Source organism: Paucidesulfovibrio longus DSM 6739, assembly GCF_000420485.1.
GTDB classification, from domain to species: domain Bacteria; phylum Desulfobacterota; class Desulfovibrionia; order Desulfovibrionales; family Desulfovibrionaceae; genus Paucidesulfovibrio; species Paucidesulfovibrio longus.
Genome location: NZ_ATVA01000013.1, coordinates 243,579 through 259,016 on the forward strand (window position 1 = coordinate 243,579; position 15,438 = coordinate 259,016).

Consider the following 15,438-nt stretch of genomic DNA (forward strand, 5'->3'; position numbering starts at 1 on the left):
TTCCCTTTTCGAGGAGAACAAAAGGTATTGTATGGATATCGAAAAGAAACTCGAAGAGCTGCGGCAGCGCGTCAAATACGCCCAGGACATCCTCGGCGAAAAGCGCAATCCCCGGCTCGACGCCTTCCTTGAAAAACTCTCGGAATTCGAGCTGGGCGACACCTGCGGCGACGAACGGCTCATGGCCACCCTTGACGCGCACGAACAGCGCCTCCAGGTGCTTGAGGAAAGCATCGACCGCGAATTGACCGCCATGGACAAGGTCCGCATCGTGCGCCACTCCGAGCGCGTCTGCCTCAAGGACATCCTTGAGAACGTCTACGACAACTACAACGAGATCGGCGGACGGGACGAAAACAGCATCGATCCGGGCATGGTCATCGCCAGGGCCTACATCACCCGCAGGGTGGGCAAGAAGGTCTACAACCAGCCCGTCATGGTCGTCGGCCAGGAAAAAGGCCATGGCCAGGAGTTTCGCAACGGCGGTTCCATCAAGCCCTGGGGCAACGCGAACGCATTGAAATACATGAAGGTCGCCGCCCAGGAAAACATCCCGATCCACACCTACGTGTTCACGCCCGGTTCGTATCCCATCGAGGACTACCCCGGCGCGGCCCAGCAGATCGCCGAGAACATCTACGAGATGTGCGGCCTGTCCGTGCCCATCGTGGCCGTCTTTTCCGAAGGCGGATCCGGCGGCGCCGAAGCCATCGGCATGGCCGACCGGCGGCTGATGTTCTCCCACGGCTACTATTCCGTCATTTCCCCCGAAGGCGCTGCCGCCATCGAAGGCCGCATCAAGGCCGGAGAGCGCAATACGCCGGAGATGATCGAAAAATGCGCCCTGCACCAGCGCATCACGGCCCAGGACAACCGCAAGAACGGCTACATCGACGTGATCGTGCAGGAGCCGCCCCTCGGAGCGCGGCCGGAGCACTTCGACTTCTTCAAGCGACTGCGCGGCGAAGTCATCCGGGCGACGGACAAGGTCGCGCTTTCCGTGCGCAGCCTGCGCTTCTTGCGCAAGCTGGCCATGAAATGGCGCAGCGACGATCCCTCCGACGTGGAGAAGATCTTCGTGCGCTGGCACCTCAGCCGCCGCGCGCGCGCGAGGCTGATCCGCAAACGCCGCAACAAGTATCTCGTCCTGTCCAAGCATGCCTACCAGGACAACCGCTCTCTCTTCCAGCGGCTGTTCATGGCCAACAAGAGCTTCATGGACACGGCCCAGTCCCTGATCCGCTACAGGCTGCTGCGCGGCGTGGGCAAAAGCATCAAGAACGTCACCTCCGAGGCCACGGACGAACTGCATGCCGTTGCAAGCCGGATGAACCAGGTGCGCATCGCCGCAGCTCGGCTTCTGGGCCTGAACGGCAACAGCGCCGGGAAAAAAGTCAACGAGCTGACCAACCTGAGCCGCCCTGCCGAGCCGAACGGAAGCGAGGCCCTGGCCCGCTACGTCAGCCCCCAGGCCCGCGTGGACCGGGAAATCTCCTGTCCCAACGCGGCGAAAAACGGCTGCCTGGACATCTGGGCGCGCGACCTCTTCGACGACTTCGCCGGAACCTGCCCCAACTGCGGCCACCACTTCCGCATGGAATACCAGTGGTATCTGGCGAACATCTTCGACAAGGACTCCATCCAGGAGTTCAACCGCAACATCGCCTCCGGCAACCCGACGGGCTTTCCCAACTTCGAGGACCGCGTCCAGAAGGCCAAGGACAAGACCGGGCTGCAAAGCGCGAGCATGACCTTCAACGCTTCGCTCATGGGCATCCGCCTGACCTGCGCCATGCTCGTCGCCGATTTCCGCGGCGGCTCCGTGGGAGCGGCCGAGGGCGAAAAATTCGTCCGCGCCCTGGAAATCGCCCGCAAGAAGCATCAGCCCTTCCTGGCCTACATTCACGGCACTGCCGGCATACGCATCCAGGAAGGCGTCAACGGGCTGATCCAGATGCCCCGCGTCACCATGGCGGTCCGCCAGTACATCGAAGCGGGCGGGCTCTACATCGTGCTCTACGACACCAATTCGTACGCCGGACCGCTGGCCTCGTTCCTGGGCTGCTCGCCCTACCAGTACGCGGTGCGCTCTTCGCGCATCGGCTTCGCCGGCCCCGGAGTCATCAAGGAAACCACCGGACTGGACATTCCGCCGGACTACCACAACTGCTTCAAGGCGCTGACGCGCGGACACATCCAGGACGTCTGGGACCGCAAGGAGATCCGCAAGAATCTCCACCAGGCCTTCCTGACCATCGGCGGACGCAACCTCTACTACCGCTGATCCCGCCCTTGAAACGCCCATTCCGGGCGCGGACCGCCGACATGCGGTCCGCGCCCTTTTTTCTGGGAAAATACACGAAACCGACACGCCCCCGTAACACCCCGCAACCAGCCGGGAGGTAAGAATTTCATCGGTCCCAAACCGCGTAATCCATAGGCCGGTCCTGCCGGCCCACAGGAACCAACTATGCTGCGAGCCCTCCTTCGCTCCGGATGTTCTCCGCACGGCGAAGAGCATAACTCTCAATGCCTGATCGCGTCCGAACGCAATCTCCTCGATGCAATCCGCTGCTCCGACCGCTGGGTGGTCCTCGTCTTTTCGATCCAGGACCACTACCTGCTCACCAACCTCTACGGCCAGACGCTTGTCGCCCAGCTGGAAGATCGGCTCGGATCAAGCATCGTCAACGCCGCGCGCGAAGAGGTCGGGAATCCCAAGACTGTTCTGCTGCAAAGCAATCCGGGCGAATTGCTGCTCCTTTGGCCCGACTCGGAACACCTCATGCAGCAGCTCGCGGACATCACCTACGCCATCAAGCTCAAGGCCCAGAACGACCTCATGCAGCTCATGCTCCAACGCACGGGCCGCGAAGTGGAACTGGGCATCGGATTCGCAAGACTCAAGCTGAACAACGGCACCAAACCCGTAAACGCCTTTCTGCACGCCGTGAACGAGGCCCGCAGCGCGGCCCATTCGCAGATCGTCATCAGCCAGCTCGAACTGGCGCACAAGTTCCGCGAAATCATCGAACAGCGCGACATCACCATGCACTACCAGCCGATCATGGACTTCCACAACGGAACCATCTTCGGCTGGGAAGCCCTGGCGCGCGGTCCCAAGGAATCCTCGTTCCGCTCTCCGGTAATGCTCTTCGAAATGGCGGAAAAGCTGGAGCGGCTCTTTCCCCTGGAGGAGATCTGCCGGGAGAAAGCCCTTGCCAACCTCGGAGAGATCGCCAAGTCCCAAAAGCTGTTTCTGAACATCCATCCCAAGACCATGGCCGATCCCAACTTCACGCCGGGCAAGACGCTGCGCAAGATCGAAGAGGCGGGACTGACGCCTGAAAACATCGTCTTCGAGATCACGGAACGGCACAGCATCCAGAACTTCGATCTCTTTTATCGAACCTTGGCGCATTATCGGTCCCAGGGCTTTCTCGTGGCCGTGGACGACGCGGGTGCGGGCTATTCCGGCCTGACCTCCATCGCGGAAATCCGGCCCGACTTCATCAAGATCGACAAGAACCTGGTCATGGATGTGGACCGCGATCCGGTGAAACGAGCGCTCATCGAAACCTTCGTCTCCTTCGCGAACAAAATCGGCTCCCGGATCATTGCGGAAGGCGTCGAGAACAAGGCCCAGGCAACCTGCCTCGTGGACATGGACGTGCACTTCGGGCAGGGCTTCTACCTGGCCCGCCCCAACGCGCCGAAACCCGGACTCTCAATCGATCCTCAAAAATTAAAGCCTCTTGCGGACATCGCAAAAGAAACATTTTCCTGTTCTATCCCCGTGGGAAAGCTTGCCGAAGCGCCCCACCCCGTGAGCAGGGATTTCCTGGCCTGCAAAGCCCGGAGCTTCTTTGAGGAAAATCGACATATTTCGAACCTCGTCGTCGAGGAAGACGGATTGCCCGTAGGGCTGGTCATGGAGTACCACCTCAACCGCCAACTGACCACGCAGTACGGCATGGCCCTGTTCTACAACCGCCCCATCACCAACGTCATGGACCCGCTCCCGCTGATCATCGACGAACGGACGCCGGTGGAGCAGGCCGCGAAAATGGCCATGGAACGCGAACCGCTCAAAGCCTACGACGACATCATCATCACGCGCCAAGGGCGGCTTTTCGGCGCCATCACCGTGCAGCGGCTGATGAACACCCTGGCCCAGGTGCAGGTGGAAATGGCCAAGGGAACAAATCCTCTTTCCGGCCTGCCCGGCAACGTCTCCGTGGAAAAGGAACTGGAATCCCGCATCCGATCGGGCGAAACGTTCGACGTCATCTACGCGGACCTGGACAACTTCAAGGTCTACAACGACACTTACGGATTCAAGAACGGCGACATGATCATCAAGCTGGCCGCGGACATCCTCTCCTGGGCCACGCGCAGGCACGGCGATTCCCGCAGCAAGCTTTGCCACATCGGCGGCGACGACTTCGTGATCGTGACCAGTCCTGGGAAAAGCAAACGCATCTGCGTCGGAACCATGCGCTGCTTCAAGCGTCTCGTTCAGAACTGCTATTGCGAGGAAGACCGCAGCCGAGGCTGGATCAAGGCTACGGGCCGCGACGGTCAGGAGCGCGACTATCCCCTGGTTTCCATTTCTCTCGGCATCATCGCCATCGAAGGTCCGACGAGCCTGAAGGAAATCAGCGAGCGGGCCGCAAGCATCAAGAAATACGCCAAATCCATCCCCGGCAACTCCTATGTGCGCGACCGCCGGACCAGGACGGAAGCGGACGAGGACAGCACTCCGGTGATGCCGCCAAGCGCCTGACTCCAAGAATCCGACTTCAAGGATCTGGCCCCTAGGATTTGGCCCCAAGGATTCGGCCGGGCGCGGGACGATCAAGCGATAAAAGCCCGCATGTCTTGGACATGCGGGCTTTTCATTTCGATTCAAATGCTTCTAGAAGGTGATGATCCGAAATCCTTCTTCGATGTAGCGGCTCATGGAGGGATGGCCCTGCATGTCGTCCAAGAGGGGCAGGCCCGTCGATTCCACCTCGGCAAGCACGCCCAGCTTGGCGGAACAGGCGCGGCAGACTCCCGCGACGATCCCGGCCTGCAAGGCCCTGGCGTAGAGCGCATGAAACGGATTGGATTCCCTGTTCAATTCGGGCGCCAGCTTCACGGACGCCCCCTCGAACACGATCAGCGCTTCATGCCCCTTCTGATGCAGATCCAGGGCATTGAGCAGCACGTGCACGAAACAGGTCATCTCGCCGTTGAAGGCGAAAAGCGCAATTTTTTCCACGACATTTCTCCCCGTCTAGGCAAAGCTTTGCATCACGTCGGCCAAGGCGGCCTTGTCCACGCGGTGCTCCGCCAGGGCACGCTTGCCCCCGCCGGGAGCGAAATCCTCAAAGGGAGCCCTGTCGCCCCGCCAGATCACGCCCACGGGAATCTTTTCTCCGAATTCCGAAGCCTTGACCACCGCAGCGCCCCAATCCGTGGGGTCGTACTCTTCGCCGAGCTTGTAGCAGCGCTGCTTGTACCATCCGAAGGTGTTGACCTTGTTGAAGGAAACGCAGGGCTGAAGGATGTCCACCAGGGCAAAGCCGGGCGTCCGGGCAGCCTGGACGATCAGGTCCGCGAGGTGTTCCTCGTCGCCGGAAAAGGCACGCGCCACAAAGCTCACGCGCATGGCCACGGCCACGGCGATGGGATTGAAGGGCACGGAAGGCTGGCCGCCGGGCTGGGCCTTGGTCTTCTGTCCCTGGGCCGTGGTCGGGCTGGCCTGTCCCTTGGTCAATCCGTAAATCTGGTTGTCGTGGGCCAGCAGGGTGATGTCCGGATTGCGGCGAAGCGCGGCCAGGAAATGGTTCCCGCCTTCGCCGTAGTTGCAGCCGTCGCCGCTGACCGCGATCACCTTGACCTTGGGATTCGCCAGGCGCGCCCCGGTGGCAGGCGGCAGGGAACGGCCGTGCAGCCCGTTGAACATGTTGCAGTTCAAATATTGCGGCATCTTGGCCGCCTGTCCGATGCCCGAAACCAACAGGGTCTGATGCGGTTCCAGATCCAGTTCGGCCAGGGCCGTCTTCAGCGCCTTGAGAATGGAATGGTTCCCGCAACCGGGACACCAGGCCGTTTCGAATTGTCCGTAATCTTCCACAGTAGCCATATATCCTCCTCCGGGTCGCTAAACCAGGCTTTCAAGAGCCTTGAGCACGTATTCCGCGTTCAAGGGATACCCGTCGGAACGCAAGACCATGCCGTCCATGACGAATCCCGTTTCCTGCCGCAGCAGCCGCGCGAATTGTCCCGTGGCGTTGCCTTCCACGCCCACGACCGTTTTCGCTCCTTCGAGGAACGGCATGAACTGGTCCTCCCGCAGCGGCCAGACCTGCTTGAAATGCAGGGTGGCGACCTTTTTCCCCTGGTCCGTGAGAATTTCGGACACTTCCAGGCAGGCTCCCAGGCCGGAGCCCCAACAGACGAGAAGCAGGTCGGGATTCTCCTCGCCGAAAAGCTCCGGAGGAATCACCTCGCCCCGCAGGCCGCTGGCCTTGGCCAGCCGCTTTTCGTTCTGGGCGATGCGGTTTTCCGGTCCTTCCTCAATGTGGCCGAATTCGTCGTGCTCGTCGCTGTCCACCTTGACCAGGGCTTTGGTGTAGCCCGGAATCAGGCGCGGGCTGACGCCGTCTTCCGAAAGCGCATAGCGGCGGTACCCGGCGGGATCATCCACCGAGAGGAGCGGCGAGCTTGTTTCGGGCAGAGCGTCCAGGTCGAACGGCTCCACGGACCGGTAATTGTCGGCCAGGTATTGATCGGAAAGCACGAAAACCGGAGTCTGCCAGCGTTCCGTCAGGTCGAACGCAAGGTGTGCGAGATGGAAGCATTCCTCCACGGTGCCCGGGGTGAGCAAGGCTCGGGGAAACTCTCCATGCCCGGCGTAGAGCGCGAGGTTCAGGTCGCCCTGCTCCGTGCGCGTGGGCAGTCCGGTTGCCGGGCCGGGCCTCTGCACGAGAAAGATCACTATGGGCGTTTCCGTGATGCCCGCGAGGCTGACCCCCTCGATCATCAGGGCGAATCCGCCGCCGGAGGTGGTCACGCAGGAACGCGCCCCGGCGTAGGAAGCGCCCAGGGCCATGTTGATGGCGGAAATTTCGTCCTCGGCCTGCTCGGAAACCAGCCCCAGCTCGCCGCCCTTGCCGATCAAGGTCAAGGCGATGGATGTGGACGGAGTCATGGGATAGAACGACAGGAAATTGCATCCCGCGGCCAGCGCGCCCAGAGCCAGGGCCTCGTTGCCGTGCAGCATCAGCCGCCCCTCGTTGCCCTGGGGCGCGGGGGGCATGCAGGCGAAGGAATAGTCCTGCTCCTTGACCCAATCATAGGCGTCCCGCAGCACGGCCAGGTTGGCCTTGACCACTTCCTCGCCCTTCTTGGCGAAGGTTTGCGAGACCAGTTTTTCCAGAATGCCGAATTCGCCGCAGAGCGTGGAGCCGAGCACGCCCAGGGCGGCCACGTTCTGGTAGATGGCCTTGGGAGCGAGCTTCTTGAAGGGAACCCGCAGGCATTGGCAGTCGTCCGCCTCGATGCCTTCCCCGGCCACCACCACGCCGCCTTCCTTGAGCGCGTCGCGATGCAGGTCCACGGTTTCCTGATTAAGGGCCACCAGGATATCCACGCCTGTCTCCGGGCCGTGGATCGGGTCCGGCCCGGTGCGGATTGCGAACGTATTGTGCCCGCCGCGAATCCGCGACTGATAGTCCTGGGTCACGGACACTTCGTATCCTGCCCGGACCAGGGCCTTGGTCATGAGCTGGCCTATGGTCGCCAGTCCCTGACCGGCTTCGCCGCCGACCAGAATGTTGATTGCCGTTTCGGACATGCGTCCTCCTTACGGAAAGTTATGCGCCGTCGAGTCCCGCATGGTCCTGGGCCATTGCCCAGCCTTCGGGATCATCATAATATTCCACCAGATCCGCCAACAGGACTCGCTGCATGCGCAGTTCGCCGAGCATGTGCTCGACAAATTTCTTCTCAACCGGATCACCGGCGTCGCTGAGCCAGCTGTCGTAGAAGTCCACTGCGGCCGCCTGCATGTCCATGGCCGCCCGCGCCGCCGTCACTTCGGTGGCGCAGGCGCCCTGGGGAACATGTTTTTCCGCAAGGCTCTGAAACACCCCGCGGACGTCGTTCTTGTCGGACTCGTCCAGGCTGCACGCTCCCGCCCAGTCCTCTCCGCGCTCCAAGGAGGAATAGACTTCGTCGATGAGTTCCTTCTGGCGTGCTCCCTGGTCGGCGAGCATGCCGAAGACCTCCTTTCCGAGTCCGTCCTCGCAGACCTGAAGCGTTTTCTCGAAGAAGGTTCCCGCCTCCTCGGCGAGTTCCAGGGCCTTGCAGAGATATTCGTGCGACTTGCCGGACATGTCCTGCTCCTTTGCTGGAAGGCTACGCCTTGGTCGGCGGGGTGAAAACGCGGGTGCCCAGGTCGCGGTCGAGCATGAACAGCCCGCCGCCGTCGCCCACGAGCTTGAGCTTGCTGACCACGTCGCCGAAGGTGTCCTCCTCCTCGACCTGCTCGGAAATGAACCATTGCAGGAAGATGAAGGTGGCGTGGTCCTTCTCCTCCTGGGCCAGGGAGGCCAGATCGTTGATGCGCTTGGTCACCAGCCGCTCATGGTTGAGGGAGAATTCCATGCAATCCAGCGGGGATTTCCATTCCTGTTCCGGCTGGTCGATGGCCTGGAGCTTGACGCGGCCGCCCTGGTCGTTGACGTATTTGAACATCTTCATGGCATGGAAGACCTCCTCCTGGTACTGGGCCTCCATCCATGTCGCAAAGCCGGGCAGCCCCAGGCCCTGGAAATAGGCAGACATGGAAAGGTAGAGATAGGAAGAGTAGAATTCCCATTTGATCTGTTCGTTGATGGCTTCTTCCATTTTCTTCGTCAGCATGATGAACCTCGCTTGCTCTGATTTTTGTTTGGGGATGTGCGCCTTCGTCCGAAAGTGCGGCCGACGGACGGCCGGACAGGGCTCGCGACTCAAGCACTCTTGATTCATAGCACATTTTCGCGAGGAAGAAAGGGGCGGGGACGCAATATGTGCAGGAAAGAAAAACCGCCCGAAGCGCGAGAGCGCCTCGGCAATGGGATTCCGGAAAAATAGGCGGCGAAGCGGATCAGCAGACTTCGATCTCGCGCCGCCTGCGCGCGAAATGCTCCAGATGCAGCCGCATGTGGGCGTAGTAGTCCTCCGCGAGAAATTCCAGGGAAAGCGGACCGTCGCAGGCGTGCCAGAGATGTCCGGCGGCTTCTTCCGGGAGCCGTTGCAGGACGTGGGCAATCAGTTCGTTGTAGGTCAGCCAGAGGTGGGCCAGGGCTTCCCAGTCGAAATCCGCATATCCTTGCAGCGCCACCCAGGTTTCGGCGTCGTAGCCGGGAAAATCGCGCAGATCGCCGAGGCCGAGCCGTACGAAACGCTGATGGTTGTTGGCCGCGGAATCCACCAGATGGCCCAGGATTTCCTTGAGCGTCCAGGCGTCCGGGGCCATGCGCACGTCCACCAGATTCTCCGGCGTCTCCTGGATCAACTTCCACATCTCTTCGACCGTATTCAGGCACTGGGGGGAAATCCGCATTGCAGCACGCCTCCCTGGCCTTCCGTCATGACGCGGAAGGCCTAATTGTGATTGAACAAATCCTGCAACCGGGTCCGCAGCCGGGTATGCCGCTTGAAGGCGTCCACGTTGCGCAGCCCGATGCCGAAAGCCTTTTCGCCGCCGACCATGACGGCCAGACGCCGGGCGCGGGTCAGCGCGGTATAGAGCAGGTTGCGCTGGAGCATGATGTAGTGCTGGGTCACCACGGGCACCACGACCGCCGGGTATTCGCTGCCCTGCGACTTGTGCACGGACACGGCATACGCCAGCGTCAGGTCGTCCAGCTCCGAGGCTTCATAATAGACGAGGTTGCCTTCGAAATCCACGGCCACCTCCCCGGCTTCCGCATCCAGCTCGTGAATCCAGCCCAAATCGCCGTTGAAGACTTCCTTCTCGTAATTGTTGCGCAACTGGAGCACGCGGTCTCCTGAGCGGAAGGTCTGGAAGCCGCGTTTGATCTCGCAGCCGCGCGCCAGGGCAGGCCGGGGATTGAGGCGGTCCTGAAGCAGCCTGTTCAGGGCCTGGGTGCCCACCTCGCCCTTGTGCATGGGCGTGAGCACCTGCACGTCGCGCATGGGATCCAGGCCGTAGCGCTCCGGAATGCGCTCGCAGACCGTCTCCACGATCAGCTCCTGCACGCGGGCGGGATCGTCCTGCCGGACCCAGAAAAAATCCGCGCGCGGCGGCGCGTAGGGGCTTTCCTCCGGATACTGTCCGGCGTTGATGCGGTGCGCGTTGGTCACGATGGAGCTTTCCTGGGCCTGCCGGAAAATGTAGGAAAGCCGGGCCGAGGGCAGCACTTCGGAGTCGATGAGGTCGGCGAGCACGTTGCCCGGTCCCACGCTTGGCAGCTGGTTCACGTCGCCCACGAGCACCAGGCGGCAGGTCAGGGGCAGCGCCCGCAGCACGGACAGGCAGAGATGCGCGTCGAGCATGGAGGCCTCGTCCACGAGCATCACGTCGGCCTTGAGCTTCTTGTCCTCGCAATACTGGAACCCGCCGTCCGGCTGAAACTGGAGCATCCGGTGCAGGGTCAGGGCGGTCCGGCCCGTGGCCTCGGAAAGGCGCTTGGCGGCCCGGCCCGTGGGCGCGGCCAGCTTGGGCTTGAGTCCCAGCTCCTTGAGCGTGGCGACCACGGCGCGAGTAATGGTGGTCTTGCCTGTGCCCGGTCCGCCCGTGATGATGAATGCCTTGTTGGCGCATGCGCCGAACACGGCCTCGCGCTGCTCGTCGGTAAGCTCGAAGCCCAGCTCCCGTTCCACCTTGGGCAGGGCCTTTTCCACCTCGGCCCGGCTCACGGGCGAGGGGTGCGAGAGCAGCGCGTGCAGCCGCTGCGCGATCTCGCGTTCGTAGCGGTAGAAATGCCAGAGATAGACGGCCTGGCTCTCGTCCTCGCCGGGGATATCCTCGACATGGATCTTTTTCTTTTCCTGAAGCGCGGCGATGGCCCGTTCCACGAGATCGAAATCCACGCCTTCGAGCAGCCGCCCGGCTTCGTTGAGCAACTTGTCGCGGGGCACGAAGAGATGCCCGCCCCGTTCGCTCATGGAAAAAAGAGTGAAGACCAGGGCCGCCTGCACCCGCTGCGGCGAATCCGCAGGAAAGCCGAGCTTGAGGGCCATGCTGTCCGCGGTGCGAAAGCCAACACCGCGAATCTCGTAGACAAGCTCATAAGGGTTTTCCGTGAGCCGCTTCACCGACTGCGCGCCGTGCAGGCGGAAAATGCGGCCCGCAAAGGTCGGGGGCACTCCGTGGCTGTGCAGGAACAGAATCAGGTTCTTGATCTCCCGCTGCTTGTCCCAGGAAGCGACGATGTCCTTGAGCTTGTTCTTGCTTATGCCCTTGACCTCCAGCAGGCGCTCCGGCTCCTCGTCGAGGATGTCGAGCACGCCCACGCCGAAGCGCTTCACGAGCTGCTCCGCGATCTTGGGGCCGATGCCCTTGACCGCGGCCGAGGCCAGATACTTGATGACCCCGTTTTCCGTGGCGGGCCGGGCCTGCTCGAAGGAGGTCACGTCCAGCTGGCGGCCGAACTTGGGGTGGGTCTTCCACTCGCCCGTAAGCACGAGGGATTCTCCCGGGGTCAGTCGTCCGAGAGTGCCGACGATGGAAACGATGCCGGGCTCGTCCTTCGCGCGGACGCGGGCCACGACCCAGCCGCTCTCCTCATTGTGGTAGACGACGGACTGGACTTCGGCGGTGAGGGTGGCGGGCATGGAATCTCCGGGTCATCCGGCCTGGGAGAATGAAAAGGAAAAGGGCCGGGGGTTCCGGCCCTTGTACTGACAAACGTTCGCGGGGGCAAGGCTCAGGCGGCACGGGTTTCGCCGTGAGCCCGCTTGAGGGCGTTGTAGTTCTTGGGTCCGAGCTTGGGGCCGAAACGGTCCGCAATGACGGCTTCCATGTGGTCCACCTCCACGATGCCCGTGGCCCGCAGCAGCGCGCCGAGCATGGTGGTGTTGGTGATGGGCACTCCCAGCTCCTCCAGCGCGACCTTGTTGGCGTCGACGCAGGCGACCTTGGGGAAGCCGTATTTCTTCTTCAGCTCGTCCGGGCTTTGGCCGGTGTTGACGACGACCGTGCCGCCCTCCTTGAGTCCCTCGGAGACATCGACGATGTCCAGGAGCGTCGGGTCGAGAACAAGGACCACGTCGGGGTTGTAGACCTTCTCACGAATACGGATCTTCTTGTCGTCCACGCGGACGAAGGCCATGACCGGCGCGCCGCGCCGCTCAGGTCCGAAGCTGGGGAACGCCTGGGCGAATTTTCCCTCGGCGATGGCCGCCCGGGCCAGCAGCTCCGCCGAAGTGACGCCGCCCTGCCCGCCTCTGCCGTGCAGTCTGATCTCGATCATGTCTTCCTCGCTCCGTTCTGTCCGCTCGCCTGTCCGGCGGTCAGAGCGACTGCCGGTGCAGCAGGGACTGCTTGAGGGTTTCCTTGTCCATATACTTGACTTCCGCACCCATGGGAATCCCCTGCGCCAGTCGGGAGACCCGAACACCGGGCCAGCCGTTTTCCACGAGGTTCTTCACATAGGAACAGGTGGACTCCGATTCCAAAGTCGCGCCCAGGGCCAGGATCAGCTCACTGACCTCGCCGCGCGCGAGCCGGCTCTTGAGGCGCTCGAACTCCAGGGAACAGGCCTCGGTCCCGCTCAGGGGATCGATCAGGCCGCCCAGAATCATGTAGCGCCCCTTGAACATGCCCATCTCTTCCAGGACCAGCAGCGAATCCCACTCGGCAACGAGGCAGAGCTGGGCGTCGTCGCGGTCCGGGTCGGCGCAGAGGGCGCAGGGGTCGCTCTCGGAAAGCGCGCCGCACTCGCCGCAAAGGCAAAGATTGTCGCGCAGTTCGAGAATCGAACGCCCGAAAACGCGGGCGCGCTCCTCAGGCATCTTCAGCAGCGTCAAGGCGATGCGAAGGGCGGACTTGGGGCCTATGCCGGGCAGCCCGGCAAACTGGTCCACCACCTCGCGAAGGGGAGCGGGAAGCTTGTGCACAGGCGACCTCTAAAACATGCCGGGGATCTTGATCCCGCCGGTGACGGCGCCCATTTCCCGCTCGACCATCTCCTTGGCCTGCTTGAGTCCCTCGTTCACGGCGGCCAGAACCAGATCCTGAAGCATCTCCACGTCGCCGCTTTCCAGCACGCTGGGATCGATGGCGATTTCCGCCAATTCCTGACCGCCCGTGCATTTGACCCGGACCATGCCGCCTCCAGCGGCGGCCTCGACCACGCGGGTCTTGAGCTGTTCCTGCAATTCCGCCATCTTGCGCTGCATGATCTGCGCCTGACGGACCATCTCGTTCATTCCTTTCATGATTCCTCCATTAATCTCGTGCGTATGGCGATGGATTTTCGGTGAACGGCCGATTAGGCCCGGTCACGGGGCGAGACGTCCTTGACGGATGCGTCAAAGGCGTTCTTGACCCGCTGCACGGCAGGATGTTTCTCGATCTCCTGCACGCGTTGCTGGTTGGTCAAGGCTCCGAAGCCCTCCTCGACACGCACCCGCAGTTCCACGTCGGGCCCGAAATATTCACGCGCGGTCTTGAGAAATGCCAATCCGCTCGAGCCGCCGCGAAGCCTGCCGCTCACGAAGTCGTTGGGACAGACCAGAGTCAGCAATCCTTCGCGATAGTCCCCGCGAACCCCGCGCAGGTTGGCGTAACTGAATTCGCTCTCCCCGTTTTTCTCGCGGAGATAGCCGAGGAAAGACTGCCAATCCTGGGGGCCGGGAGCGGAAAAGCCCGCACCGGAGCCACTGTCCGCGTCAGACGAAACACCCGCATCAGAGCCGTAGGTAAAATCGTCCCCTGGGCCGGGCTCAGGGTCGTCGCCCGGAGGCGGCGGTTCCTGCCCGCCAGGAGGCGACTGCCATCCCGGCCCTGATTCCGCAACGCCGGAAGCGGGCTGCGCAGCTGCCTGGGGACGACGCTCCCGTCCGTTGGGATAGGACGCCTGGGCAGGAGCGGCCTGCGCCGGATTCGGCGCGTTCACTGCGGATCGGGGCGGCGCGTATTGCGGGGCCGCTGCGGCGGGAGCCGCGCTCCGTCCGGGAACGGGACGGCTGGCCGCGGGCATGCCCCGCCCCCCTCCTGGTCCGGCTGGCGGAGCACCGCCGGTTCCCGGTCGGGAAGGAGGAGAAGCCGGGCGCGCCCCGCCCAGGGATTCCAAGTCGAGCAGGTCCGGCAGGGAAGCCAGGTTGAGCAGCAGAAGCTCCAGGGCCATTGCGGGTTCCATGCTGCTCATGACCCGCCGCTGTCCTTCCAGGGTCATCTGCCAGGAGGCATGAATCTGTCCGGGATGGAAACGCTCGGCCCAGTCCAGCCAGGAACGCGCGTCGTTTTCGGAAACGTTCAGCAACTGCATGGCGGATTCGCCCGCCTGCCGCAGCAAAAACATGTTGCGCCAGCAGGAAGCCAGCTCGCGCAGAAAGAAGCCCAGGTCCAGGCCCTGGTCGAGCACCCCGCGCAAAACCTGCTCCACGGCGACGAGATCGCGGTCGTGGATGCCCTGCATCAGGGAGAAAAAGACGTCCTGGCCCGCAAGGCCGAGAAAGGCGCGCACGTCCCCCTCGCGCAGCGCCCCCTGTCCCAGGGCCAGCGCCTGCCCCAGCAGGGACATGGAGTCGCGCACGCTGCCCGCTCCGCGTTTGGCGATGATTTCCAGCGCCCCCGGATCGTACTGCACGTTCTCGCGGGCGAGGATGTCGGCCAGGTGGGCGGAAAGCTCCTGTTGGGAGAGCATCTGAAAGACGTAGTGCTGGCAACGGGAGACGATGGTCGCGGGAAACTTGCGCACCTCGGTGGTGGCCATGATGAAGGTCACGCGGGCGGGCGGCTCCTCCAGGGTCTTCAGCAGGGCGTTGAAGGCCTGGACGGTGAGCATGTGCGCTTCGTCGATGATGATGACCTTGTAGCGGCCTTCCAGGGGAGCGTAGCCGATGTCCTCCTTGAGGCTCCGGGCGTCGTCCACCTTGTTGTGCGAAGCGCCGTCGATCTCGATGACGTCGGGGAAGACCCCGGCGGTCGCCTGCTTGCAGCGATGGCAGCGGTTGCAGGGCTCGGCGGTCGGGGCTTCCACGCAGTTGAGCGCCTTGGCGAAGATGCGCGCGATGGTGGTCTTGCCCACGCCGCGCGTGCCGGAAAAAAGATAGGCCGGGGCGACCCGGTCCTCGGCGGCGGCGCGGGACAGGATGGTCTTGACCGCCTGCTGCCCCGCCACTTCGGCGAAGGTTTGGGGCCTGTGCTTTGCGGTAAGGCTGGAAATGCTCATGGCGCGGGCTCTCCGGGTGGGGCCGGGCAGGTCGGAG

The 15,438-nt window shown here is 62.9% G+C and carries 13 protein-coding genes; 2 read left to right on the plus strand and 11 right to left on the minus strand.

All coding sequences use genetic code 11. The features are described from left to right. Window positions 1–31: 31 nt before the first annotated feature. Window positions 32–2,284 carry an acetyl-CoA carboxylase gene (locus G452_RS0108200; protein WP_022661768.1) on the plus strand — a complete coding sequence of 751 codons (2,253 nt, stop codon included), beginning with the start codon at window positions 32–34 and terminating at the stop codon, window positions 2,282–2,284. Window positions 2,285–2,470: 186 nt separating this feature from the next. Beyond that, window positions 2,471–4,786: a GGDEF domain-containing protein gene (locus G452_RS18625; RefSeq protein ID WP_022661769.1), complete on the plus strand. Its 2,316-nt coding sequence runs from the start codon at window positions 2,471–2,473 to the stop codon at window positions 4,784–4,786. 132 nt (window positions 4,787–4,918) lie between these two features. Here G452_RS18625 and G452_RS0108210 read toward each other — a convergent pair whose 3' ends face one another. From G452_RS0108210 to dnaX, 11 genes are all read right to left on the minus strand, one after another. Next, window positions 4,919–5,266 carry a DsrE family protein gene (locus G452_RS0108210; protein ID WP_022661770.1) on the minus strand — a complete coding sequence of 116 codons (348 nt, stop codon included), beginning with the start codon at window positions 5,264–5,266 and terminating at the stop codon, window positions 4,919–4,921. Window positions 5,267–5,281: 15 nt separating this feature from the next. After that, window positions 5,282–6,133: a 2-oxoacid:ferredoxin oxidoreductase subunit beta gene (locus G452_RS0108215; protein ID WP_022661771.1), complete on the minus strand. Its 852-nt coding sequence runs from the start codon at window positions 6,131–6,133 to the stop codon at window positions 5,282–5,284. A gap of 18 nt (window positions 6,134–6,151) precedes the next feature. Beyond that, on the minus strand, window positions 6,152–7,846 hold the full coding sequence (locus G452_RS0108220; RefSeq protein ID WP_022661772.1) for a 2-oxoacid:acceptor oxidoreductase subunit alpha: 1,695 nt from the start codon (window positions 7,844–7,846) through the stop codon (window positions 6,152–6,154). Window positions 7,847–7,865: 19 nt separating this feature from the next. Further along, window positions 7,866–8,387 (minus strand): ferritin family protein, encoded by a 522-nt coding sequence (locus G452_RS0108225; RefSeq protein ID WP_022661773.1) that lies wholly within the window; start codon window positions 8,385–8,387, stop codon window positions 7,866–7,868. A 22-nt stretch (window positions 8,388–8,409) separates the two neighbouring features. Next, window positions 8,410–8,916, minus strand: coding sequence for a ferritin (locus G452_RS0108230; RefSeq protein ID WP_022661774.1), 507 nt, complete (start codon window positions 8,914–8,916; stop codon window positions 8,410–8,412). Window positions 8,917–9,142: 226 nt separating this feature from the next. Next, the gene (locus G452_RS18630; RefSeq protein ID WP_022661775.1) at window positions 9,143–9,601 is read right to left on the minus strand and encodes a DinB family protein; all 459 of its coding nucleotides are present in this window, start codon (window positions 9,599–9,601) and stop codon (window positions 9,143–9,145) included. A 41-nt stretch (window positions 9,602–9,642) separates the two neighbouring features. After that, complete coding sequence (gene recD2, locus G452_RS0108240) at window positions 9,643–11,838, minus strand: SF1B family DNA helicase RecD2 (RefSeq protein ID WP_022661776.1); 2,196 nt, start codon at window positions 11,836–11,838, stop codon at window positions 9,643–9,645. Between the two features lie 92 nt (window positions 11,839–11,930). After that, window positions 11,931–12,476 carry a pyruvate ferredoxin oxidoreductase subunit gamma gene (locus G452_RS0108245; protein ID WP_022661777.1) on the minus strand — a complete coding sequence of 182 codons (546 nt, stop codon included), beginning with the start codon at window positions 12,474–12,476 and terminating at the stop codon, window positions 11,931–11,933. Between the two features lie 40 nt (window positions 12,477–12,516). Further along, on the minus strand, window positions 12,517–13,122 hold the full coding sequence (gene recR, locus G452_RS0108250; protein WP_022661778.1) for a recombination mediator RecR: 606 nt from the start codon (window positions 13,120–13,122) through the stop codon (window positions 12,517–12,519). Window positions 13,123–13,131: 9 nt separating this feature from the next. Beyond that, window positions 13,132–13,443 carry a YbaB/EbfC family nucleoid-associated protein gene (locus tag G452_RS0108255; protein WP_022661779.1) on the minus strand — a complete coding sequence of 104 codons (312 nt, stop codon included), beginning with the start codon at window positions 13,441–13,443 and terminating at the stop codon, window positions 13,132–13,134. A 53-nt stretch (window positions 13,444–13,496) separates the two neighbouring features. Beyond that, a complete protein-coding gene (dnaX, locus tag G452_RS0108260) occupies window positions 13,497–15,401 on the minus strand; it encodes a DNA polymerase III subunit gamma/tau (RefSeq protein WP_022661780.1) in 1,905 nt (634 codons plus the stop codon). Window positions 15,402–15,438: the final 37 nt, after the last annotated feature.

Coding starts and splice junctions, on each gene's coding strand:
- G452_RS0108200 (WP_022661768.1), top strand. CDS start 32: ATGGATATCGAAAAGAAACTCGAAGAGCTGCGGCAGCGCGTCAAATAC.
- G452_RS18625 (WP_022661769.1), top strand. CDS start 2,471: ATGCTGCGAGCCCTCCTTCGCTCCGGATGTTCTCCGCACGGCGAAGAG.
- G452_RS0108215 (WP_022661771.1), bottom strand. CDS start 6,133: ATGGCTACTGTGGAAGATTACGGACAATTCGAAACGGCCTGGTGTCCC.
- G452_RS0108220 (WP_022661772.1), bottom strand. CDS start 7,846: ATGTCCGAAACGGCAATCAACATTCTGGTCGGCGGCGAAGCCGGTCAG.
- G452_RS0108225 (WP_022661773.1), bottom strand. CDS start 8,387: ATGTCCGGCAAGTCGCACGAATATCTCTGCAAGGCCCTGGAACTCGCC.
- G452_RS0108230 (WP_022661774.1), bottom strand. CDS start 8,916: ATGCTGACGAAGAAAATGGAAGAAGCCATCAACGAACAGATCAAATGG.
- G452_RS18630 (WP_022661775.1), bottom strand. CDS start 9,601: ATGCGGATTTCCCCCCAGTGCCTGAATACGGTCGAAGAGATGTGGAAG.
- recD2 (WP_022661776.1), bottom strand. CDS start 11,838: ATGCCCGCCACCCTCACCGCCGAAGTCCAGTCCGTCGTCTACCACAAT.
- G452_RS0108245 (WP_022661777.1), bottom strand. CDS start 12,476: ATGATCGAGATCAGACTGCACGGCAGAGGCGGGCAGGGCGGCGTCACT.
- G452_RS0108255 (WP_022661779.1), bottom strand. CDS start 13,443: ATGAAAGGAATGAACGAGATGGTCCGTCAGGCGCAGATCATGCAGCGC.
- dnaX (WP_022661780.1), bottom strand. CDS start 15,401: ATGAGCATTTCCAGCCTTACCGCAAAGCACAGGCCCCAAACCTTCGCC.